The organism is Citrobacter sp. wls829, assembly GCF_005280825.1.
Classification (GTDB): domain Bacteria; phylum Pseudomonadota; class Gammaproteobacteria; order Enterobacterales; family Enterobacteriaceae; genus Citrobacter; species Citrobacter gillenii.
Genome location: NZ_SZWP01000010.1, coordinates 1 through 22,772, shown reverse-complemented (window position 1 = coordinate 22,772; position 22,772 = coordinate 1). Strand labels below are relative to the sequence as shown.

Here is a 22,772-nt window from a genome sequence, read left to right as displayed (position 1 = left end):
TAACTCCGACGGGAGCAAATCCGTGAAAGATTTATTAAAGTTTCTGAAAGCGCAGACTAAAACCGAAGAGTTTGATGCGATCAAAATTGCTCTGGCCTCGCCAGACATGATCCGTTCATGGTCTTTCGGTGAAGTTAAGAAGCCGGAAACCATTAACTACCGTACGTTCAAACCTGAGCGTGACGGCCTTTTCTGCGCCCGTATCTTTGGGCCAGTAAAAGATTACGAGTGCCTGTGCGGTAAGTACAAGCGCCTGAAACACCGTGGTGTGATCTGTGAGAAGTGCGGCGTTGAAGTGACCCAGACTAAAGTACGCCGTGAGCGTATGGGCCACATCGAGCTGGCGTCTCCGACTGCGCACATCTGGTTCCTGAAATCACTGCCGTCCCGTATCGGTCTGTTGCTCGATATGCCGCTGCGTGATATCGAACGCGTACTGTACTTCGAATCATATGTTGTTATCGAAGGCGGTATGACCAATCTGGAACGTCAACAGATCCTGACTGAAGAGCAGTATCTGGACGCGCTGGAAGAGTTCGGTGACGAATTCGACGCGAAGATGGGTGCGGAAGCTATCCAGGCCCTGCTGAAGAGCATGGATCTGGAGCAAGAGTGTGAAACTCTGCGCGAAGAGCTGAACGAAACCAACTCCGAAACCAAGCGTAAGAAGCTGACCAAGCGTATCAAACTGCTGGAAGCGTTCGTACAGTCTGGCAACAAGCCAGAGTGGATGATCCTGACCGTTCTGCCGGTTCTGCCGCCAGATCTGCGTCCGCTGGTTCCGCTGGATGGTGGTCGTTTTGCGACTTCTGACCTGAACGATCTGTATCGTCGCGTCATTAACCGTAACAACCGTCTGAAACGTCTGCTGGATCTGGCTGCGCCAGATATCATCGTACGTAACGAAAAACGTATGCTGCAGGAAGCGGTTGACGCCCTGCTGGATAACGGTCGTCGCGGTCGTGCGATCACCGGTTCTAACAAACGTCCTCTGAAATCTTTGGCCGATATGATCAAAGGTAAGCAGGGTCGTTTCCGTCAGAACCTGCTCGGTAAGCGTGTTGACTACTCCGGTCGTTCTGTTATCACCGTAGGTCCATACCTGCGTCTGCATCAGTGCGGTCTGCCGAAGAAAATGGCACTGGAACTGTTCAAACCGTTCATCTACGGCAAGCTGGAACTGCGTGGCCTCGCCACCACCATTAAAGCCGCTAAGAAAATGGTTGAGCGTGAAGAAGCTGTCGTTTGGGATATCCTGGACGAAGTTATCCGCGAACACCCGGTACTGCTGAACCGTGCACCAACACTGCACCGTCTGGGTATCCAGGCATTTGAGCCGGTACTGATCGAAGGTAAAGCTATCCAGCTGCACCCGCTGGTTTGTGCGGCATATAACGCCGACTTCGATGGTGACCAGATGGCTGTTCACGTACCGCTGACGCTGGAAGCCCAGCTCGAAGCGCGTGCGCTGATGATGTCTACCAACAACATCCTGTCCCCGGCGAACGGCGAACCTATCATCGTTCCGTCTCAGGACGTTGTATTGGGTCTGTACTACATGACCCGTGACTGTGTTAACGCCAAAGGCGAAGGCATGGTGCTGACTGGCCCGAAAGAAGCTGAGCGTATCTATCGCGCTGGCCTGGCCTCTCTGCATGCGCGCGTTAAAGTGCGTATCACCGAATACGAAAAAGATGAAAACGGCGAATTCGTTGCGCATACCAGCATTAAAGACACGACCGTTGGCCGTGCTATTTTGTGGATGATCGTACCGAAAGGTCTGCCTTTCTCCATCGTCAACCAGGCGCTGGGTAAGAAAGCTATCTCCAAAATGCTGAACACCTGTTACCGCATTTTGGGCCTGAAGCCGACCGTTATCTTCGCTGACCAGACCATGTACACCGGCTTTGCCTATGCAGCGCGCTCAGGCGCATCTGTTGGTATTGACGACATGGTTATCCCAGAGAAGAAATACGAGATCATCTCTGAAGCGGAAGCTGAAGTTGCTGAGATCCAGGAGCAGTTCCAGTCTGGTCTGGTTACCGCGGGCGAACGCTACAACAAAGTTATCGATATCTGGGCTGCGGCGAACGATCGTGTATCCAAAGCGATGATGGACAACCTGCAAACCGAAACTGTTATTAACCGTGACGGCGTCGAAGAGCAGCAGGTTTCCTTCAACAGCATCTACATGATGGCCGACTCCGGTGCGCGTGGTTCTGCAGCACAGATTCGTCAGCTGGCAGGTATGCGTGGTCTGATGGCGAAGCCGGATGGCTCCATCATCGAAACGCCAATCACCGCAAACTTCCGTGAAGGTCTGAACGTACTCCAGTACTTCATCTCTACTCACGGTGCGCGTAAAGGTCTGGCGGATACCGCACTGAAAACAGCAAACTCCGGTTATCTGACACGTCGTCTGGTTGACGTCGCGCAGGATCTGGTTGTGACTGAAGATGACTGCGGCACACTGGAAGGCATCACCATGACCCCGGTTATCGAGGGTGGTGACGTTAAAGAGCCGCTGCGCGATCGCGTATTGGGTCGTGTGACTGCTGAAGACGTTCTGAAGCCGGGCACCGCGGATATTCTGGTTCCACGCAACACGCTGCTGCACGAGCACTGGTGTGACCTGCTGGAAGAGAACTCCGTTGACTCCGTCAAGGTACGTTCCGTTGTATCTTGTGACACCGACTTTGGTGTATGTGCGCACTGCTATGGTCGTGACCTGGCACGTGGCCACATCATCAACAAAGGTGAAGCCATCGGCGTTATCGCGGCACAGTCCATCGGTGAACCGGGTACACAGCTGACGATGCGTACGTTCCACATCGGTGGTGCGGCATCTCGTGCGGCTGCTGAATCTAGCATCCAGGTGAAAAACAAAGGTAGCATCCGTCTGAGCAATGCGAAGTCGGTTGTGAACTCTGCCGGTAAGCTGGTAGTGACCTCGCGTAACACCGAGCTGAAACTGATCGACGAATTCGGTCGTACCAAAGAGAGCTATAAAGTGCCTTACGGTGCTGTTATGGCGAAGGGTGATGGCGAACAGGTTACTGGCGGCGAAACCGTAGCAAACTGGGATCCACATACCATGCCTGTCATCACTGAAGTAAGTGGTTTCATCCGCTTCACTGACATGATCGACGGCCAGACCATTACTCGTCAGACCGACGAGCTGACCGGTCTGTCTTCTCTGGTGGTTCTGGATTCTGCAGAGCGTACTGCAGGTGGTAAAGACCTGCGTCCGGCACTGAAAATTGTTGATGCTAACGGTAACGACGTTCTGATCCCAGGTACCGATATGCCTGCGCAGTACTTCCTGCCGGGTAAAGCAATCGTCCAGCTGGAAGATGGTATCCAGATCAGTGCGGGTGATGCTCTGGCGCGTATTCCTCAGGAATCCAGCGGTACCAAGGATATCACCGGTGGTCTGCCACGCGTTGCGGATCTGTTCGAAGCACGTCGTCCGAAAGAGCCAGCTATCCTTGCGGAAATCAGCGGTATCATTTCCTTCGGTAAAGAAACCAAAGGGAAGCGTCGTCTGGTTATCACCCCGTTAGACGGCAGCGAACCGTACGAAGAGATGATTCCGAAATGGCGTCAGCTCAACGTGTTCGAAGGTGAACGTGTAGAACGTGGTGACGTTGTTTCCGACGGTCCGGAAGCACCGCACGACATCCTGCGTCTTCGTGGCGTACACGCGGTAACGCGTTACATCACCAACGAAGTTCAGGACGTTTACCGTCTGCAAGGCGTTAAGATTAACGATAAACACATTGAAGTTATCGTTCGTCAGATGCTGCGTAAAGCGACCATTGACAGTGCTGGTAGCTCCGACTTCCTGGAAGGCGAACAGGTTGAATACTCCCGCGTCAAGATTGCTAACCGCGATCTGGAAGCGAACGGCAAAGTTGCGGCAACTTACTCTCGCGACCTGCTGGGTATCACCAAAGCGTCTCTGGCAACCGAATCGTTCATCTCTGCCGCATCGTTCCAGGAGACCACGCGTGTCCTGACCGAAGCAGCCGTTGCGGGTAAACGCGACGAACTGCGTGGCCTGAAAGAGAACGTTATCGTGGGTCGTCTGATCCCTGCCGGTACCGGTTATGCGTACCACCAGGATCGTATGCGCCGTCGCGCAGCGGGCGAACAGCCGGCAGCGCCTCAGGTTACTGCGGAAGATGCATCTGCCAGCCTGGCAGAACTGCTGAACGCAGGTCTGGGCGGTTCTAACAACGATTAATCGTTGCTGACCGTAATGAAAAACCCGCCTCGGCGGGTTTTTTTTTGCCTGACATGCAGTCTTATGAATACTGTCAATAAAGACATGTCATTAAAAACAGTATTGACACTGTTTTTAAAATCCGTATGTTAATACTTAACAGCAGCGAAAGAGTAGTTAGCTGTTAAAGCAGTAAGAGTTAGTAGAGTTCGATAGGGGGATTGCGATAAAGGCCACGAAGTATTTTGTTGTATGGGGTAGTCGACGTTGAAGTTATTTCATTTCACATCGACGATGCTTTAAGGCTACGTAGTTGATATATGTAATCGCAAAAAGTAAAGTAAGCGCGACGATGTAAGGCCATGATTTAAAAGTTAATGTTTGCGGTTTCCATTATTGAGCAATCGCAAGGGAAGTCAGGCAACGCATCAAAGAGTATATGTCGCGAGGGGAAGTGTACTTGTTTAGGCCGCCATTCTTGAGTAAATTCATCAAGCTGGCGAAATATGTTTAACGGTAAATAGAGGAAGGTTCGTTAGTAGCATTCTCTAATATTATCTGTGGTAAACGTGTACATTTAAAATGTAGTACAAACGGCAGTATCAAATTGTAAGTCAATTAATGTTAAATCTGAAGTTTGTAGTAACTTAAAGCCCTGGCTGCAACGGTCAGGGCTTTTATTATATATACATCAAGGTGTTATCTTAGGCTCTTAACCAAATCAGCTCAACATTTCACCAGTTAAGGGCATTAAATAAATTAATGCTTGCGTAATGATTAGAAGTAAGGCTACTATAGCTGCATCGGTTTGGAACACAGACCTTATGAAAGCAGTTTTAGTAAAGCAGTTCTCAGTTCAAGCGTTATCCTCAGATACTCTTCTTCATGAGCCTCCTCCTAAGTGCCCAATAAGTTAATTTCTGCAAAACAGGCCATCTTCGCTGCATAAGCGGCTCAAAATATGAAAGGAAGTATCTATGTCTAACAAAATGACTGGTTTAGTAAAATGGTTTAACTCTGAGAAAGGCTTCGGCTTTATCACTCCTCAGGACGGTAGCAAAGATGTGTTTGTGCATTTTTCCGCTATCCAGAGCAACGATTATAAAACCTTAGACGAAGGCCAAAAAGTCGAGTTCTCTGTTGAGAACGGCGCGAAAGGCCCGTCTGCTGTTAACGTTATCGCGCTGTAATCGCCGATAATCTCACGAACGCTTACGATAGCGATGAAGGCCAGAGCCTGAGCAGATAAGTGATAGTGAATAAAAAAACCCGCGAAAGCGGGTTTTTTCGTTTTTACATCCGGATTAACTACATCTGTGACGCACGTCCGAGAAAACTATCCCAGTCTTTCCACACGGGCTGTAAACCCTGCGCACTGAGTGCTGCGGCAACATCTTCAGGGCGCCGATCATCATGCGGAGAAAACTGTTCCAGCTCCGGGTGATTGTCGGCATAGCCGCCGGGCTGCGTCTTTGAGAAGGCGCTGACGTTATTGATTGCTAGCGGAATGACGTGGTCGCGAAACCACGGTGATTCACGCGTGGAGAGCGACAGCTCGATGTCCGGCGCCAACAAGCGAAACGCACAAATGGTTTGTACCAGTTGACGCTCATCCATAATCGATGCCGGTTCAATACCTCCGGTACATGGGCGCAGGCGTGGGAACGAGATTGAATAACGGCTTTGCCAGTAATGTTGCTGCATCCATAGCAAATGCTCGGCTACCATATAGCAATCAACCCGCCAACTGTCAGACAAGCCAATCAGTGCCCCAAGGCCAATTTTGTCGATACCGGCGTGACCAAGTCGGTCCGGCGTTTCCAGCCGCCAAAAGAAGTCCTGCTTTTTTCCCTTCAGATGGTGCCGGGCATAAGTCGCCTCATGGTAGCTCTCCTGATACACCATCACACCGTCCAGACCGAGTATCTTTAGCTCAGCATATTCAGCAACTGACAGCGGTTGTACCTCCATCTGTAGCGAAGAAAACTGACGACGGATGGCGGGTAAATGGCGGCGAAAATAGTCCATGCCGACTTTCGCCTGATGCTCGCCGGTGACCAGCAACAGATGCTCAAAACCCAGCTCGCGGATCGCCGCACACTCCCGTTGAATCTCTGATTCATCCAAAGTTTTACGCTTGATGCGGTTGCTCATGGAGAAGCCGCAGTAGGAGCAGTCGTTGGCGCACAGATTCGAAAGATACAGCGGCACGTAAAAGCTGACGGTATTACCAAAGCGTTGGCGGGTCAGCTTTTGCGCTCGCTGCGCCAGCGGCTCCAGATAATCGGCGGCGGCTGGCGAGAGCAGCGCCATCAGGTCATCACGACTCAGCTGTGCAGTGTTAAGTGCGCGCTCGACATCGGCGGCGGTTTTGCCGTTAATGCGCAGATGGATATCATCCCACTCCAGCTGTCGCCAGCGATCGCTGAAGGTTTTCATGCTGAGACCTCCAGAAATCCGGTCAATGGGCTGGTGGCGCAAGCATTGGTACTTCGGCTCCCCGGAACGGCCTGGCGTGCTAGCAGACCCGCGTCAACCGCCAGCCGGAACGCCGTCGCCATCATTACCGGGTCGTCTGCCACGGCAATCGCCGTGTTGACCAGCACCGCGTCGGCCCCCATTTCCAACGCCTGCGTGGCATGGCTGGGCACACCGATCCCGGCATCAACCACCACTGGGACGGTGGCCTGCTGAATAATGATCTCCAGCATGGCGCGGGTTTCCAGGCCCTGATTTGAGCCAATGGGCGCACCGAGCGGCATGACCGCCGCACAGCCCACTTCTTCCAGCCGCTTGCACAGCACCGGGTCCGCGCCGCAGTAGGGCAGCACCACGAAACCCTGCTTCACCAGCGCCTCGGCGGCTTTCAGCGTTTCGATAGGATCTGGTAACAGCCATCGAGCGTCAGGATGTATTTCTAATTTCAGCCAGTGCGTGCCCAGTGCTTCGCGCGCCAGCTGCGCGGCAAAGATAGCTTCATCCGCCGTTTTCGCCCCTGAGGTATTCGGCAGCAGCGTTACCCCTGCCTCGACCAGTGGCACCAAAATGGCATCGTTGTGCTGGCGTAAATCCACGCGCTTCATTGCCAATGTCACCAGTTGGCTACCGGAGGCGCGAATGGCGTCGACCATCAGTTGCGATGAGGCAAATTTCCCCGTGCCGGTGAACAGATGTGAATCAAACGTTTTGTCGGCAATACGTAGCATATCAACCCCCTGCAATAACCTGAAAAAGCAGGATCTGGTCGCCTTCCTGCACGATTTGCTGTTCCCACTGCTCGCGCGGCAGGATCTGTTGATTCAGCGCCAGCGCTATCCCCGGCTTGAGCTGATTAAGCTCTGCCAGCAGCGCGCTGATATTTTGCCCCTCGGCACACTGTACTGGCTCATCATTGACTTGGATCTGCATGTTGCCCTCCGCATACAGGACAACCGCGGGCGCGGCGTAACGCCAGGCTACGCCATTGGCTGGTCCTGCCGTCAAACAAGCGTAATTCTCCACGAGGACTCTCAATACCGCTGAGCAGTTTGATGGCTTCCAGCGCCTGCAGGGTACCCATGATGCCAACGACCGGACCGACAATGCCTGCGGTACGGCAGTTGCGTTCGGGCTCGATGTCATCCGGCCACAGACAGCGGTAGCAGCCCTGTTCCCACGGCGGCGTCAGCACCATCAATTGGCCACCAAAGCCAACAGCGCTGGCAGTGATAAGCGGTGTATTCAGGGCGACGCAGGCGGTATTGATCGCCTGACGCGTCGCCATATTGTCGGTGCAGTCGAGCACCACGTCAGCGCGCGCCACCGCGTGCCTGAGCGCATCGCCTTTCAGGCGCTGCTGTAGCGCTACCAGTTCGATATCCGGGTTGAGCCGTGTCAGTCTCTGTTGGGCCATCTGGGATTTTGACCGGGCGATATCATCAGTCGTGAACAGGATCTGGCGCTGAAGATTACTCAGATGCACGTCGTCGTCGTCCACCAGCGTCAATGTGCCTACTCCCGCACCCGCCAGATACAGCGCGGCAGGGGAGCCTAATCCGCCCAAGCCAACAATCAGCACGTGGCTGTTGAGCAGTGTCTGCTGGCCCTCTATCGCAATATCACCGAGTAAAATCTGGCGGCTATAGCGCATAAAATCGCGATCATTCATCGCCTGCTCCTGCAATTGAAAGCAGCTGTGACGTGGCACCTCGCCAGTCAGCGGCCTGCGTGATGGCGCTGACCACCGCAATGCTGCCCACCCCGGTCGCCAGCACAGCCGGTGCCCGCTCGAGGCTGATACCGCCAATGGCGACAGTAGGGTAGTCAGCCAGTCGTTCGATATGCGTGGCGAGTTGTACCAATCCCTGTGGGGCAGATGGCATCTGCTTGGTTTGTGTCGGGAAGACGTGACCCAGTGCGATGTAAGAGGGGCGCGCGGCCAGCGCCACGTCAATCTCCATATCATCGTGGGTGGATACCCCAAGACGTAACCCTGCGGCCTGAATCGCCTTTAGGTCGGTGGTTTCAAGATCTTCCTGGCCCAGATGTACCCCGTAAGCATGGTGTTTAATCGCCAGTCGCCAGTAGTCATTGATAAACAGACGGGCATTGTAGCGACGCCCCAGTTCAATAGCGGCAATCACGTCGGCTTCGACCTCTTCATCGCGTTTATCTTTGATTCGCAGTTGGATAGTACGTACGCCTGCATCAAGCAGGCGTTCAATCCACGCAATGCTGTCGACCACCGGGTACAGCCCGAGGCGGAAAGGGACCGTTGGGAAATTAGGCTGGTACATCATGCCTCCTCTTTTTTGAGGTAGATTTCACCGCCGTTGGCGCGGAAGTTCTCCGACATATCCGCCATCCCCACTTCGATGGTTTGTGCGGCAGCGTAGTCGCGCACTTCCTGGCTGATTTTCATCGAGCAGAATTTCGGCCCGCACATTGAGCAGAAGTGAGCGACTTTGCCGGACTCCTGTGGCAGGGTTTCATCGTGGTAGGCGCGGGCGGTGAATGGGTCGAGCGCCAGATTAAACTGGTCTTCCCAGCGGAATTCGAAGCGCGCTTTTGACATGGCGTTATCGCGGATCTGCGCACCCGGATGCCCTTTAGCTAAATCGGCGGCGTGCGCGGCAATCTTGTAGGTAATCAACCCCTGCTTCACGTCTTCTTTGTTCGGCAGGCCGAGGTGCTCTTTTGGCGTGACGTAGCACAGCATCGCGCAGCCAAACCAGCCAATCATTGCCGCGCCAATACCGGAGGTGAAGTGGTCATAGCCTGGGGCGATATCGGTTGTTAATGGCCCTAAAGTGTAGAACGGCGCTTCGTGGCAGTGCTCCAGCTCTTCGGTCATGTTGCGCTTAATCATCTGCATCGGTACGTGGCCAGGGCCTTCAATCATCACCTGCACGTCATATTCCCAGGCAATTTTGGTCAGCTCGCCCAGCGTATGCAGCTCTGAGAACTGTGCCTCGTCGTTGGCATCCTGAATAGAGCCCGGACGCAGACCATCACCCAGCGAAAGAGAAACGTCATAAGCGGCGCAGATTTCACAGATTTCGCGGAAGTGCTCGAACAGGAAGTTTTCTTTGTGATGGGAGAGGCACCATTTCGCCATGATGGAGCCGCCGCGCGAGACAATCCCGGTCAGGCGTTTAGCGGTCATCGGCACATAGCGCAGCAGCACACCCGCGTGGATAGTGAAATAGTCGACGCCCTGCTCGGCCTGCTCCAGCAGCGTATCGCGGAACGCTTCCCAGGTGAGATCTTCGGCGATCCCGTTGACCTTCTCCAGTGCCTGGTAGATCGGTACGGTGCCGATCGGCACCGGGCTGTTTCGCAGGATCCATTCACGGGTTTCGTGAATATAGCGACCGGTGGACAGGTCCATCACCGTATCCGCCCCCCAGCGCGTGGACCACACCAGCTTTTCCACTTCTTCTTCGATGGAGGAAGTGACCGCTGAGTTACCGATGTTGGCATTGACCTTCACCAGGAAATTACGTCCGATGATCATCGGCTCTGATTCCGGGTGGTTGATGTTGGCGGGGATGATGGCGCGCCCGGCAGCGACTTCATCACGCACGAATTCCGCCGTGATATTTTCCGGCAGGCTGGCGCCAAAGCTCATGCCTGGATGCTGGTGGCGCAGCACTTCACTGCGAATGCGCTCGCGGCCCATATTTTCGCGGATAGCGATAAACTCCATCTCCGGAGTGACGATGCCCTGGCGCGCGTAGTGCAACTGGGTCACGCAGCGGCCGGTTTTGGCGCGCTTAGGCGTCAGCAAGCCGTTGAAACGCAGCTCGTCCAGGCCATCATCGGCCAGGCGCTCTTTGGTATAGGCGGAGCTACGGTCGTCCAGCTCTTCGCTGTCATTACGTGCGGATATCCACGGCTGGCGCAGTTTTGCCAGACCCTGCTGGACGTTAATCGCCATATCAGGATCGCCATACGGGCCGGAGGTGTCATATACCGGCACGGCTTCGTTCTCTTCGAACTGTGGATTGTCTTTTGAACCGCCAGTCAGCGTCGGGCTGAGCTGGATTTCACGCATCGGAATACGAATATCTGGCTGTGAACCAGCAATATAGATGCGTTTTGAGTTAGGAAAGGCGGTCCCTTCCAGGGTGTCGATAAAGTGTTGGGCCTGGGCGCGCTGTTCGCGGCGGGATGGTTTAGTAGTGGCAGACATAGCTCATTCCAAAAAAGTAAGGATATGGCTTGTCAGACGACGGATGAAGCAAGAGGGAAGATCGCCCATGGGCGATACAACTGTAGATTTACTCTTGTTCCCTTCGCAGGTATTAGCCTGATCAGGTTCCGCGGATCCCGAATTAACGGTCTCAGCCTTTTCCACTCATGCTGATGTGGAAAATAAGCACTCCGACAAGATAATTCCCCCTCTGGCGAGGAGGAATGGTTGTAAACTACCTGTTACTCGCGCAAATCTCAAGCAGGGCGTTTGATCATTGCGCTGTCGTGTACCGCATCAAGCACCAGCATAATCAACTTATCTTCCAGCATAAACCGGGCCTCCAGCGCCTCGCCGATATCCGACAATGCCTGTTGAAATTCAAGGAAATTATCGTGGTCAATGGCGTTTTCCAGACTGGAATCATAGTCGTCCATAATCTGTTGTGTATTGGCTTCCAGAAGAGGCCAAATTTTTGTGGCTTTTAAAAGCTGCCCGTTCCCTTCCAATTTATGCAGAATACGTTCATAAATACTGAAGTGTCCGGTGGAGAGGTAGTCGACCAGGCTCTGACAAAAATCATCCAGCGCTTTTTCATTGAGCCGCATGTACGATTCTTTGCCAGGCTTAATGCCAACCAGATTGTAGTAAGCCACGAGCAGGTGCTTACGTACATGTAGCCAGCGATCAACCAGTTTATTACTTCCTCCGACGTGTTCCGTCAGGCTTTCCAGCTGGTTTAGCATGATTGACTCCGCAAGGTGGTGTTGAAAAACGGCTCACCGATAAATGTAAAAATAATGTAAACAACATGCCTGTGAAGCAAAGGTTGCGCAAGAGATATGGATCGTATTATTGAAAAATTAGACAGCGGCTGGTGGATCGTCAGTCATGAACAAAAATTGTGGTTGCCTCACGGAGAGCTGCCACATGGTGACGCGGCTGGTTTTGATCTGCTGGGTCAGCGCGGGTTGCCGATAGGCGAGTGGGAAGGTGAAACCGTGTGGCTGGTGCTGCAGCAGCGTCGCCACGATATGGGCTCAGTGCGCCAGATCCTCGATCAGGATGTGGGACTGTTTCAACTGGTCGGACGCGGTGTGCAGTTGGCTGAGTTTTTCCGTTCGCATAAATTCTGCGGTTATTGTGGCCATCCGATGCACCCAAGCAAAACCGAATGGGCAATGCTGTGTAGCCACTGCCGTGAACGTTATTACCCGCAAATTGCCCCCTGCATTATTGTCGCCATCCGTCGTGAAGACTCCCTGCTGCTGGCTCAGCATGTTCGCCACCGCAACGGCGTGCATACCGTGCTGGCCGGTTTTGTTGAAGTGGGGGAGACGTTAGAACAAGCGGTAGCGCGAGAAGTGATGGAAGAAAGCGGCATTAAGGTGAAAAACCTGCGCTACGTTACCTCCCAGCCCTGGCCGTTTCCGCAGTCTTTGATGACCGCGTTTATGGCGGAATATGATAGCGGGGAGATCGTCATCGACCCGAAAGAACTGCTGGAAGCGAACTGGTATCGCTACGATGACTTACCGCTACTTCCCCCGCCGGGTACCGTCGCGCGTCGACTGATCGAAGATACCGTGGCGATGTGTCGGGCTGAGTACGAGTAAAGAACGAGTAATGATACACTGACGGCCTGACGCTAAAAGGAAGATAAAAATGACCGAACTGAAGAACGATCGTTACCTGCGTGCGCTGCTGCGCCAGCCCGTTGATGTTACTCCGGTATGGATGATGCGCCAGGCGGGCCGCTATTTGCCGGAGTACAAAGCCACTCGTGCGCAAGCGGGCGATTTCATGGCGCTGTGCAAAAACGCCGAGCTGGCCTGCGAAGTGACGCTACAACCGCTGCGCAGGTATAAACTTGATGCGGCGATCCTCTTTTCGGACATTTTGACCATCCCGGATGCGATGGGACTTGGGCTGTACTTTGAAGCTGGCGAAGGCCCACGCTTTACCTCTCCCATCACCTGTAAGGCCGATGTGGATAAGCTGCCGATCCCGGACCCGGAAGGGGAACTGGGCTACGTGATGAACGCGGTACGTACTATTCGCCGCGAGCTGAAGGGCGACGTGCCGCTGATCGGCTTCTCCGGCAGTCCGTGGACGCTGGCGACTTACATGGTGGAAGGCGGCAGCAGCAAAGCCTTCACCGTGATTAAAAAGATGATGTACGCCGATCCAACGTCGCTGCATCTGCTGCTCGATAAGCTGGCGAAAAGCGTCACGCTATACCTGAATGCGCAGATCAAAGCCGGCGCGCAGTCGGTGATGATTTTCGATACCTGGGGCGGCGTGCTGACCGGTCGCGACTATCAGCAGTTCTCTCTCTATTACATGCACAAAATTGTCGATGGCCTGCTGCGTGAAAACGACGGCCGCCGCGTGCCGGTCACCTTGTTCACCAAAGGCGGCGGACAGTGGCTGGAAGCGATGGCGGAAACTGGATGTGATGCGCTGGGTCTCGACTGGACGACAGATATTGCCGATGCGCGTCGTCGTGTCGGTCATAAAGTGGCGTTACAGGGCAATATGGACCCGTCCATGCTCTACGCACCGGCACCGCGTATCGAAGAAGAAGTCGCCACGATACTGGCGGGCTTCGGTCAAGGGGAAGGCCACGTCTTTAACCTGGGCCACGGTATCCACCAGGACGTGCCGCCGGAACATGCCGGGGTGTTTGTGGAGGCGGTACATCGCTTGTCTGAGCAGTACCACCGCTAAGGAGTCACGATGGATCTTGCGTCGCTACGCACCCAACAGCTTGAACTGGCCTCTGCGGTGATCCGTGAAGATCGCTTTAAAAGCGATCCGCCGGATCTGATCGCCGGGGCAGATGTCGGGTTTGAGCAGGGCGGAGAGGTGACGCGAGCCGCCATCGTGCTACTGAAGTATCCTTCTCTTGAGCTGGTTGAATATAAGGTGGCGCGTATCGCCACCACCATGCCGTATATCCCCGGTTTTCTCTCTTTTCGCGAATATCCTGCGCTGCTGGCTGCCTGGGAACAATTATCGCAGAAGCCTGACTTAGTGTTCGTTGATGGTCACGGTATTTCCCACCCGCGTCGTCTTGGCGTTGCCAGCCATTTTGGTCTGCTGGTGGATGTCCCGACGATTGGCGTGGCGAAAAAACGGCTGTGCGGCAAGTTTGACCCCTTATCTGCTGAACCCGGGGCGCTAGCGCCACTGTTGGATAAAGGCGAGCAACTGGCGTGGGTCTGGCGCAGCAAAGCACGCTGTAATCCACTGTTTATCTCTACCGGACATCGCGTGGGCATGGATAGCGCGCTGGCGTGGGTGCAGCGTTGTATGAACGGCTATCGCCTGCCGGAACCGACACGCTGGGCGGATGCGGTGGCATCGGAACGCCCGGCTTTTACGCGGCTTGCAGCAAAAATGCCCCATATCGGGTAAACTGCGACTAATTTCCGTATTCGAGAACTCATCATGTTACAAAACCCGATTCATCTGCGTCTGGAGAAGCTGGAAAGCTGGCAGCACGTCACCTTTATGGCCTGTCTGTGTGAGCGCATGTACCCAAACTACGCCATGTTCTGCAAGCAAACTGAGTTTGGTGATGGGCAGATTTACCGCCGAATCCTAGATTTAGTCTGGGAAGTGCTGACCGTCAAGGATGCGAAAATCAATTTTGACAGCCAGCTGGAGAAGTTTGAAGAGGCTATTCCGTCCGCAGACGACTACGATCTGTACGGCGTTTATCCGGCGATTGACGCCTGTGTTGCCCTGAGCGAAGTCATGCATTCTCGTCTGAGCGGTGAAACGCTGGAACACGCGATTGAAGTCAGTAAGGCTTCGATTACCAGCGTCGCGATGCTGGAAATGACGCAAGCGGGTCGCGAAATGACCGATGAAGAGCTGAAAGAGAACCCTGCCGTTGAGCAAGAATGGGATATTCAGTGGGAAATATTCCGACTTTTAGCCGATTGCGAAGAACGCGATCTTGAGCTGATAAAAGGGCTGCGTGCAGACCTGCGCGAGGCTGGTGAGAGCAATATTGGTATAATTTTTCAGCAATGACACCACAAAACGTGATTTAACGCCTGATTTGTCGTGCCTGAAGGCTTCCCATCCGCCCCCCGTCTGGTCTACATTTGGGGGGCGAAGAAAAGTGGCTATCGGTGCGTGTATGCAGGAGAGTGCTTTTCTGGCATTTCCGTCGCACTCGATGCTTAGCAAGCGATAAACACATTGTAAGGATAACTTATGAACAAGACTCAACTGATTGATGTAATTGCAGACAAAGCAGAACTGTCCAAAACACAGGCTAAAGCTGCTCTGGAATCCACTCTGGCTGCTATTACTGAGTCTCTGAAAGAAGGCGATGCTGTACAACTGGTTGGTTTCGGTACCTTCAAAGTGAACCACCGCGCTGAGCGTACTGGCCGCAACCCGCAGACCGGTCAAGAAATCAAAATCGCCGCAGCTAACGTACCGGCATTTGTTTCTGGTAAAGCACTGAAAGACGCGGTTAAGTAATTCGCGTGGCAGTGAACAGTTTTAACGAGGGGGCGGTTTCGCCCCTTTTGTCCATCTGGCGTCATACGCTTTGGCTTTCAGGTGTTCTGTTGCTGTCTGCCTGCAGTCGCCACTCTGAGCTTCCTCCGTTCACGGCCAGCGGTTATGTTGGCGATCACGGAGCGGTACGCGTTTGGCGTAAAGATTCCAACGATGATGTGCATCTGCTCTCCGTTTTTAGTCCGTGGCGAAGCGGCGACACAACCACCAGTGAGTACCGCTGGCAGGGTGACACCCTCTCTCTGATAGAACTCAACGTATACAGCCAACCGCCGGAGCATGTTCGCATCCGTTTCGACGATCGGGGTGAACTGAGTTTTATGCAGCGTGAAGTCGATGGACAAAAGCAACAGCTTTCCAGCGATCAAATTGCGCTCTACCGCTACCGTGCCGATCAAACCCGCCAGACCAGCGATGCGCTGCGCCAGGGGCGTGTGGTATTACGGCAGGGGCGTTGGCATGCCGCCGAACGCACGGTCACTACGTGTGAAGGCGAGACGATCAAACCTGATTTAGATTCATGGGCGATAAACCATATCGAGCGCCGCCAGAGCCGCTCGTCGGTCGACGTGAGCGTGGCATGGCTGGAAGCGCCTGAGGGATCTCAGCTGTTGCTGGTCGCGAATTCTGATTTCTGTCGTTGGCAGCCAAAAGATAAAACATTTTAACGCCGGATGGCGACGCAAAAGCGTCTTATCCGGCTTACGGTATCCATCTGTAGGCCTGATTAGCGTAGCGCCATCAGGCATTAAGTTCTTTACCAGTGGCCCATACCCATATGACCCCCGCCACGATGGTAACTGCCGCCACCGCAACCCATGCCGGCACCGCGAGGCACACCCGCCTCCGCCATGGCGACATCCCGTTTCACCCGTTGCTCATCCAGCGCTTGATTCAGCGATTCTATCTCTTTTGCGACGGCATTAATTTTTGCGCTGTCCAGCGGGCTGGCGGTGAGCAACGCGTTGTACTCATAACGTTTGGACGTCAACTGCTGGCGCAATGCGCGGGTCTGCGTGTAGTAATCATCAGCGATTTTCTGGGCTGCGGCCTGCTGCTCGGTGGTCATTGGCGTACCACCCTGTTGCCACATTCCCTCACCATTGCCCCAGTGATGTTGCGCCAGCGCCGGGGTGGAACCCAGAGCCATCAGCGAGAGGACCATTAGCGCCAGTTTATTATTCCGTTTCATCGTTCGTTCTCCTGTTGGTTAGCTTACTTTCTCTTTTGCATCTTCCGTGCCAACCTGGACGTCCTTGTGCTGCGGGGATCGCGCGGCTGCCGTCCGGGCGTAAGCGAGTAAAAATGACTCGCCAGAACAGCCCGGTGGGTCATTTTTACCCACCCGTTGTGAGGGTTTGTGCCTGAGAACAGGGTTATCAGGGTGAAAAGATGGCATGATTTCTGCTGTATACCTGAAATGAAGAAAGGAACGGCGGGAAAGGGAGAACGTATGCGTCTTGATAAGGATACGGCGGCAAAGTGGCTGAGCCGGTTATTACCGGCGGCGATCCTGATTTTGGTGGGGTGGTTTTCCATCATGACCATTCGGGACTACGGCCGGGAAAGTGATGCCGCTCGACAAACGTTACTGGAAAAGGGAAGCGTGCTGATCCGCGCCCTTGAGTCCGGTACGCGTGTGGGTATGGGAATGCGTATGCATCATGCGCAGCAACAAACGCTGCTGGAGCAAATGGCGGTACAGCCGGGCGTACTCTGGTTTGCCGTTGTCGATGAGCATGGCGTGATTATCACCCACAGTGATTCCTCTATGGTTGGTAAATCCCTCTACTCGCCGGATGTCCTGCGTCAGTTAAATCCTGGGGAACAAGAACGCTGGCGAAATATCGACTCATCGCCCGATGGGCATGATCAAATACCAGCCCTGGAAATTTATCGCCAGTTCCAGCCGTTGTATGGGGCCGGGAGGCACGGTATGGCACGCTGCTCCGGTAATGACGATCATGCGAATACGCCTACGCAAACCATCTTTATCGCTTTTGATGCCAGCGACCTGGCCGCGACTCAGGCCAGAGAGTGGCGTAATACGCTGATCGTTCTGTCTGCTCTGGCGGCGGTGCTGCTGGCTACCGTGCTGACGTTTTTCTGGTACCAACGCTATCAGCGTTCTTATAAAGAGCTACAGGACGCGATGAAGCGTAAAGAAAAGCTGATGGCGCTCGGACATCTGGCGGCGGGAGTCGCGCATGAAATCCGTAATCCACTGTCATCCATCAAGGGGTTAGCGAAATATTTTGCCGAACGCACTCCGGCGGGGGGCGAGTCGCATGAACTGGCGCAGGTGATGGCGAAAGAGGCCGATCGCTTAAATCGGGTGGTGAGTGAATTGCTGGAGCTGGTGAAGCCCGCGCACCTGACGCTGCAGCGGGTCGATCTTAATGACGTCATCACCCACTCGCTGCATTTGGTTAGCCAGGATGCTCAGAGCCGGGAAATTCAACTGCAGTTTACGCCGAATGCTGCGTTACCCGCTATTCAAGCCGATCCCGATCGACTCACGCAGGTCCTGCTGAATTTATACCTCAACGCCATTCATGCTATCGGGCATCAGGGGACGGTTACGGTTTCAGCGAGTGAAAGTGGCGCCGATCGGGTTAAAATTAGGGTTACCGACAGCGGAAAGGGAATTGCGCCCGACCAGCTGGAGGCTATTTTTACTCCTTACTTTACGACGAAGGCAGACGGTACCGGGCTGGGACTGGCGGTGGTGCAAAACATCATTGAGCAGCACGGCGGAACCATTCAGGTGACCAGCGTGGAAGGTAGAGGCACCGTCTTTACTCTCTGGCTGCCGATCAATGCGAAACCACAGGATTGACAAGGATGACACACGGAAAAATCGATATTCTGGTTGTGGACGATGACGTCAGCCACTGCACTATTCTACAAGCGCTGCTGCGTGGCTGGGGCTATGACGTTGCGCTTGCCTATAGCGGACGAGAGGCGCTGGCGCAGGTGCGTGAACACGTCTTTGATCTGGTATTGTGCGATGTGCGTATGGCGGAGATGGACGGCATTGAAACGCTGAAAGAGATCAAAGTCCTGAATCCGGCGATTCCGGTCTTGATTATGACCGCTTTTTCTAGCGTGGAGACCGCGGTGGAAGCGTTAAAAACCGGGGCGCTGGATTACTTAATCAAACCACTGGATTTTGACAGTCTGCAGCACACGCTGGAAAAGGCGCTGGCGCATACCCGGGCGACCGGCGTCGACCCCGTAGCAGCCCCGGCAGCGCAGTTTGGCATGATTGGCAACAGTCCGGCGATGCAGCACCTGCTTAACGAAATTGCGATGGTTGCGCCGTCGGACGCGACGGTGCTTATTCACGGAGACTCCGGAACGGGCAAAGAACTGGTCGCCCGGGCGCTTCACGCCAGCAGTGCGCGCAGTGATAAACCACTGGTGACGCTCAACTGCGCGGCGCTGAATGAATCTCTGCTGGAATCTGAACTGTTCGGCCATGAAAAAGGCGCGTTTACCGGTGCCGATAAACGCCGGGAAGGGCGCTTTGTGGAAGCCGACGGCGGTACGCTGTTTCTTGATGAGATTGGTGATATCTCGCCGCTGATGCAGGTGCGCCTGCTGCGGGCGATTCAGGAGCGTGAAGTCCAGCGCGTAGGCAGTAATCAGACTATTGCTGTGGATGTCCGGCTGATTGCCGCCACCCATCGCGATCTAGCACAAGAGGTCAACGCCGGACGTTTTCGCCAGGATCTCTACTATCGCCTGAACGTCGTCACTATCGAGATGCCCGCATTACGTCAACGCCGGGAAGATATTCCGCTGCTGGCAGGGCATTTTCTCCAGCGCTTTGCTGAGCGTAACCGCAAAGCGGTGAAAGGTTTTACCCCGCAGGCAATGGATCTGCTGATCCATTACGACTGGCCGGGAAACATTCGTGAGCTGGAAAATGCGATTGAGCGTGCGGTGGTTCTGCTGACGGGAGAATACATTTCTGAACGCGAGCTGCCACTGGCGATTGCCGCGACGCCAATAAAAGCAGAGAACAGTCCGGAGATCCAACCGCTGGTGGATGTTGAAAAAGAGGTGATTCTGGCAGCACTGGAAAAAACGGGCGGCAACAAAACTGAAGCCGCCCGTCAGTTAGGCATTACGCGTAAAACGCTGTTGGCGAAAATTTCGCGTTAGCGCTGCTCGCGTTCGATGGCGCGCCAGCCGATATCGTTACGGCTAAAGCTGCCGTCCCAGCGGATGTCGGCCATTAACGCGTAAGCGCGCTTCTGCGCTTCTGCAACGGTATGACCCAGTGCGGTTGCACACAGGACGCGGCCCCCATTGGTCAATACCGTGTCGTCGGCGGCGAGTTTAGTGCCGGCGTGGAACACTTTGCCGTCAGCGGCTTCTTCCAGCGGCAGGCCGTGGATCGCGTCTCCGGTGCGGTAGTCGCCCGGATAACCCCCGGCGGCGATTACCACGCCCAGCGAGGCGCGCTCGTCCCACTCGGAGGTTTTTTCGTCCAGCTTACCGTCGCAGGCGGCGAGACACAGATCCACCAGGTCCGACTTCATGCGCAGCATGATCGGCTGGGTTTCCGGGTCGCCGAAGCGGCAGTTAAACTCGATAACCTTCGGGTTGCCCTGTTTGTCGATCATCAGGCCTGCGTACAGGAAACCGGTGTAGGTGTTACCTTCCGCCGCCATGCCTTTTACGGTTGGCCAGATGATGCGTTCCATGGTGCGCTGGTGAACGTCATCAGTTACAACAGGCGCTGGAGAGTATGCACCCATCCCGCCGGTGTTCGGACCGGTATCGCCATTGCCCACACGTTTGTGGTCCTGACTGGTAGCCATCGGCAGGACATGCTCGCCGTCGACCATCACGATAAAGCTTGCCTCTTCGCCGTCGAGGAACTCCTCGATCACGATACGGTGGCCTGCGTCGCCAAACGCGTTGCCTGCCAGCATGTCGTGCACGGCGGCTTCAGCTTCTTCAAGCGTCATTGCCACGATAACGCCTTTACCGGCAGCCAGACCGTCGGCTTTAATGACGATCGGCGCGCCTTTCTCACGCAGATAGGCCAGCGCGGGCTCCACTTCAGTGAAGTTCTGGTATTCCGCCGTGGGAATATTATGGCGCGCGAGGAAATCTTTGGTGAACGCTTTAGAACCTTCCAACTGCGCAGCACCTTCGGTTGGGCCGAAGATTTTCAGACCGGCGGCACGGAAGGCATCGACCACGCCAATCACCAGCGGTGCCTCCGGACCAACGATGGTGAGATCGATCTTCTCGCTCTGGGCAAAGCTCAGCAGTGCCGGAATGTCGGTTACACCGATAGCCACGTTTTGCAGCGTCGGTTCCAGTGCGGTACCCGCATTGCCCGGTGCGACATAAACGGTTGAAACCTGCGGTGACTGGGCTGCTTTCCAGGCCAGCGCGTGTTCGCGCCCGCCGTTGCCAATAACTAATACTTTCATCGTCTGCTCCGTGGATTAATGGCGGAAGTGGCGCATGTCGGTAAAGATCATCGCAATACCGTGTTCGTCGGCAGCGGCAATCACCTCGTCATCACGAATGGAGCCGCCTGGCTGGATAACACAGCTCACGCCAACGGCTGCTGCGGCATCAATCCCGTCGCGGAACGGGAAGAAGGCGTCAGACGCCATTGCCGAACCTTTGACTTCCAGACCTTCGTCGGCGGCTTTAATCCCGGCGACCTTCGCGGAATAAACGCGGCTCATCTGGCCTGCGCCTATGCCGATGGTCATGTTCTCTTTGGCGTAGACAATGGCGTTGGATTTCACGAACTTCGCGACTTTCCAGCAGAACAGCGCATCACGCAGTTCCTGCTCAGTAGGTTGACGTTTGGACACTACGTGCAGTTCACCCTCGGTGACCATACCCAGGTCACGATCCTGAACCAGCAGTCCGCCGTTCACGCGTTTGAAATCCAGGCCCGCAACACGCTCAGCCCACTGACCGCAGGTCAGGACACGAACGTTCTGCTTAGCCGCCGTAATCTTCAGCGCTTCTTCAGTTGCTGACGGGGCGATGATCACTTCAACAAACTGGCGGGAGATAATGGCCTGTGCCGTTTCAGCATCCAGTTCGCGGTTAAAAGCGATGATGCCGCCGAACGCGGAGGTTGGGTCGGTTTTGTACGCGCGGTCATAGGCATCAAGAATAGAGGAGCTGACTGCCACGCCGCACGGGTTGGCGTGCTTAACGATAACGCAGGCTGGCTCGTTGAACTCTTTCACGCACTCGAGTGCGGCATCGGTATCGGCGATGTTGTTATAAGAGAGCGCTTTGCCCTGGACCTGCGTTGCGGTGGCAACGGACGCCTCTTTAACATTCTCTTCTATATAGAAGGCCGCCTGCTGGTGGCTGTTTTCGCCGTAGCGCATATCCTGCTTCTTAATGAAGTTCAGGTTCAGGGTTCGCGGGAAGCGACCTGCAGCGTCTTTGCTTTCACCGTGATAGGCCGGGACCATGCTGCCGAAGTAGTTGGCAATCATGCTGTCGTAGGCGGCGGTGTGTTCGAATGCTTTAATGGCGAGATCGAAACGGGTGTTGAGGGTCAGAGAACCTTCGTTGGCATCCATCTCTTTAATAATGGCGTCGTAGTCATTGCTCTTTACCACGATAGCCACATCTTTATGGTTCTTGGCGGCCGAGCGCACCATGGTTGGGCCGCCGATATCGATATTCTCTACTGCATCTTCCAGCGAGCAGCCAACGCGAGCCACGGTCTCGGCGAACGGGTACAGGTTAACAACCACCATATCGATAGGGTCGATACCGTGTTGTTCCATTATTCCGTCATCCTGACCGCGACGGCCAAGAATGCCGCCGTGTACTTTTGGATGCAGGGTCTTCACGCGTCCATCCATCATTTCCGGGAAACCGGTGTAATCGGAAACTTCGGTCACTGGCAGACCTTTCTCTGCTAACAGGCGCGCAGTGCCACCTGTAGACAGCAGCTCCACACCGCGTGCGGAAAGTGCCTGAGCGAATTCGATAATACCTGCTTTGTCAGAAACACTGAGCAGAGCGCGGCGGACTGGACGATGTTGTTGCATGGTAAATCCCCTGGATTTGACTATAACAGAGAGCGTTAGCTGAGTTTTTGCGTAAAAACTCAGCTAACGCCCCTTACGGGGCATCCTTGTTTGCCGCAGCATTGTAACGAAAACGTTTGCGCAACGCTCGCGAATTTTTCTTTTTCAATGTTGACCCTTATTTCGAGAGCTTAAAACCGTATATAGGTAGACAGGATCGCCGAAATGATGGGGATGTTTGTGGATAACTCTGTGTGCAAATAGGTATAAGGCGGGGTTTTGCTGTGGAATG

20 protein-coding genes and 1 riboswitch are annotated in these 22,772 nt (G+C 54.5%); of the genes, 10 read left to right on the top strand and 10 right to left on the bottom strand.

The window, feature by feature from the left end; genetic code table 11:
• Nucleotides 1-22 precede the first annotated feature (22 nt).
• Together rpoC and cspA are read left to right on the top strand one after the other, a co-directional pair.
• Nucleotides 23-4,246: a DNA-directed RNA polymerase subunit beta' gene (rpoC, locus tag FDW88_RS01480; protein ID WP_096758780.1), complete on the top strand. Its 4,224-nt coding sequence runs from the start codon at nt 23-25 to the stop codon at nt 4,244-4,246.
• Nucleotides 4,247-5,202: 956 nt separating this feature from the next.
• On the top strand, nt 5,203-5,415 hold the full coding sequence (cspA, locus tag FDW88_RS01475) for an RNA chaperone/antiterminator CspA (RefSeq protein ID WP_096758779.1): 213 nt from the start codon (nt 5,203-5,205) through the stop codon (nt 5,413-5,415).
• Between the two features lie 118 nt (nt 5,416-5,533).
• On the opposite strand, the gene thiH is transcribed toward cspA, so the two are convergent.
• The 7 genes from thiH to rsd form a co-directional block, all read right to left on the bottom strand.
• Entirely contained in the window at nt 5,534-6,664 is a 1,131-nt protein-coding gene (thiH, locus tag FDW88_RS01470; RefSeq protein WP_096758778.1) for a 2-iminoacetate synthase ThiH, read from the bottom strand.
• Nucleotides 6,661-7,431, bottom strand: coding sequence for a thiazole synthase (gene thiG, locus FDW88_RS01465; protein ID WP_137361882.1), 771 nt, complete (start codon nt 7,429-7,431; stop codon nt 6,661-6,663). Before thiG ends, thiH begins: the two co-directional genes overlap by 4 nt.
• A gap of 1 nt (nt 7,432) precedes the next feature.
• Nucleotides 7,433-7,633 (bottom strand): sulfur carrier protein ThiS, encoded by a 201-nt coding sequence (thiS, locus tag FDW88_RS01460; RefSeq protein WP_137361881.1) that lies wholly within the window; start codon nt 7,631-7,633, stop codon nt 7,433-7,435.
• Nucleotides 7,614-8,372: a HesA/MoeB/ThiF family protein gene (locus FDW88_RS01455; protein WP_137361880.1), complete on the bottom strand. Its 759-nt coding sequence runs from the start codon at nt 8,370-8,372 to the stop codon at nt 7,614-7,616. The genes thiS and FDW88_RS01455 overlap by 20 nt, the downstream gene beginning before the upstream one ends.
• On the bottom strand, nt 8,365-9,000 hold the full coding sequence (gene thiE, locus FDW88_RS01450; protein ID WP_137361884.1) for a thiamine phosphate synthase: 636 nt from the start codon (nt 8,998-9,000) through the stop codon (nt 8,365-8,367). The genes FDW88_RS01455 and thiE overlap by 8 nt, the downstream gene beginning before the upstream one ends.
• Nucleotides 9,000-10,898, bottom strand: coding sequence for a phosphomethylpyrimidine synthase ThiC (gene thiC / locus FDW88_RS01445; protein WP_137361879.1), 1,899 nt, complete (start codon nt 10,896-10,898; stop codon nt 9,000-9,002). Before thiC ends, thiE begins: the two co-directional genes overlap by 1 nt.
• 81 nt (nt 10,899-10,979) lie before the next feature.
• A riboswitch (TPP riboswitch) is annotated at nt 10,980-11,102 on the bottom strand.
• 53 nt (nt 11,103-11,155) lie between these two features.
• Nucleotides 11,156-11,644 carry a sigma D regulator gene (gene rsd / locus FDW88_RS01440; protein WP_096758772.1) on the bottom strand — a complete coding sequence of 163 codons (489 nt, stop codon included), beginning with the start codon at nt 11,642-11,644 and terminating at the stop codon, nt 11,156-11,158.
• A 96-nt stretch (nt 11,645-11,740) separates the two neighbouring features.
• Between rsd and nudC the strand changes: the two genes are divergently transcribed.
• The 6 genes from nudC to FDW88_RS01410 all read left to right on the top strand — a co-directional run bounded on the left by nudC (nt 11,741) and on the right by FDW88_RS01410 (nt 16,108).
• The gene (nudC, locus tag FDW88_RS01435; protein ID WP_137361878.1) at nt 11,741-12,514 is read left to right on the top strand and encodes an NAD(+) diphosphatase; all 774 of its coding nucleotides are present in this window, start codon (nt 11,741-11,743) and stop codon (nt 12,512-12,514) included.
• Between the two features lie 49 nt (nt 12,515-12,563).
• The gene (hemE, locus tag FDW88_RS01430; RefSeq protein ID WP_096758770.1) at nt 12,564-13,628 is read left to right on the top strand and encodes a uroporphyrinogen decarboxylase; all 1,065 of its coding nucleotides are present in this window, start codon (nt 12,564-12,566) and stop codon (nt 13,626-13,628) included.
• 9 nt (nt 13,629-13,637) lie between these two features.
• Nucleotides 13,638-14,318 carry a deoxyribonuclease V gene (gene nfi / locus FDW88_RS01425; RefSeq protein WP_137361877.1) on the top strand — a complete coding sequence of 227 codons (681 nt, stop codon included), beginning with the start codon at nt 13,638-13,640 and terminating at the stop codon, nt 14,316-14,318.
• A gap of 33 nt (nt 14,319-14,351) precedes the next feature.
• The gene (locus tag FDW88_RS01420; protein ID WP_096758768.1) at nt 14,352-14,942 is read left to right on the top strand and encodes a YjaG family protein; all 591 of its coding nucleotides are present in this window, start codon (nt 14,352-14,354) and stop codon (nt 14,940-14,942) included.
• 186 nt (nt 14,943-15,128) lie between these two features.
• Nucleotides 15,129-15,401, top strand: a complete 273-nt coding sequence (gene hupA, locus FDW88_RS01415; RefSeq protein ID WP_096758767.1) for a nucleoid-associated protein HU-alpha — start codon at nt 15,129-15,131, stop codon at nt 15,399-15,401.
• Nucleotides 15,402-15,412: 11 nt separating this feature from the next.
• On the top strand, nt 15,413-16,108 hold the full coding sequence (locus FDW88_RS01410) for a DUF1481 domain-containing protein (protein WP_096759484.1): 696 nt from the start codon (nt 15,413-15,415) through the stop codon (nt 16,106-16,108).
• Nucleotides 16,109-16,197: 89 nt separating this feature from the next.
• Here the strand turns inward: FDW88_RS01410 and zraP are convergent, their stop codons facing one another.
• A complete protein-coding gene (zraP, locus tag FDW88_RS01405; protein ID WP_096758766.1) occupies nt 16,198-16,632 on the bottom strand; it encodes a zinc resistance sensor/chaperone ZraP in 435 nt (144 codons plus the stop codon).
• A gap of 261 nt (nt 16,633-16,893) precedes the next feature.
• Here zraP and zraS point away from each other — a divergent pair, with 261 nt between their 5' ends.
• Together zraS and zraR are read left to right on the top strand one after the other, a co-directional pair.
• Nucleotides 16,894-18,279 (top strand): two-component system sensor histidine kinase ZraS, encoded by a 1,386-nt coding sequence (zraS, locus tag FDW88_RS01400; RefSeq protein WP_137361876.1) that lies wholly within the window; start codon nt 16,894-16,896, stop codon nt 18,277-18,279.
• Between the two features lie 5 nt (nt 18,280-18,284).
• Entirely contained in the window at nt 18,285-19,610 is a 1,326-nt protein-coding gene (gene zraR / locus FDW88_RS01395) for a sigma-54-dependent response regulator transcription factor ZraR (RefSeq protein WP_137361875.1), read from the top strand.
• Here the strand turns inward: zraR and purD are convergent.
• Both purD and purH read right to left on the bottom strand, forming a co-directional pair.
• Nucleotides 19,607-20,896: a phosphoribosylamine--glycine ligase gene (gene purD / locus FDW88_RS01390; protein ID WP_096758763.1), complete on the bottom strand. Its 1,290-nt coding sequence runs from the start codon at nt 20,894-20,896 to the stop codon at nt 19,607-19,609. The genes zraR and purD overlap by 4 nt on opposite strands.
• Nucleotides 20,897-20,911: 15 nt before the next feature.
• Nucleotides 20,912-22,501, bottom strand: coding sequence for a bifunctional phosphoribosylaminoimidazolecarboxamide formyltransferase/IMP cyclohydrolase (gene purH, locus FDW88_RS01385; RefSeq protein ID WP_137361874.1), 1,590 nt, complete (start codon nt 22,499-22,501; stop codon nt 20,912-20,914).
• Nucleotides 22,502-22,772 lie beyond the last annotated feature (271 nt).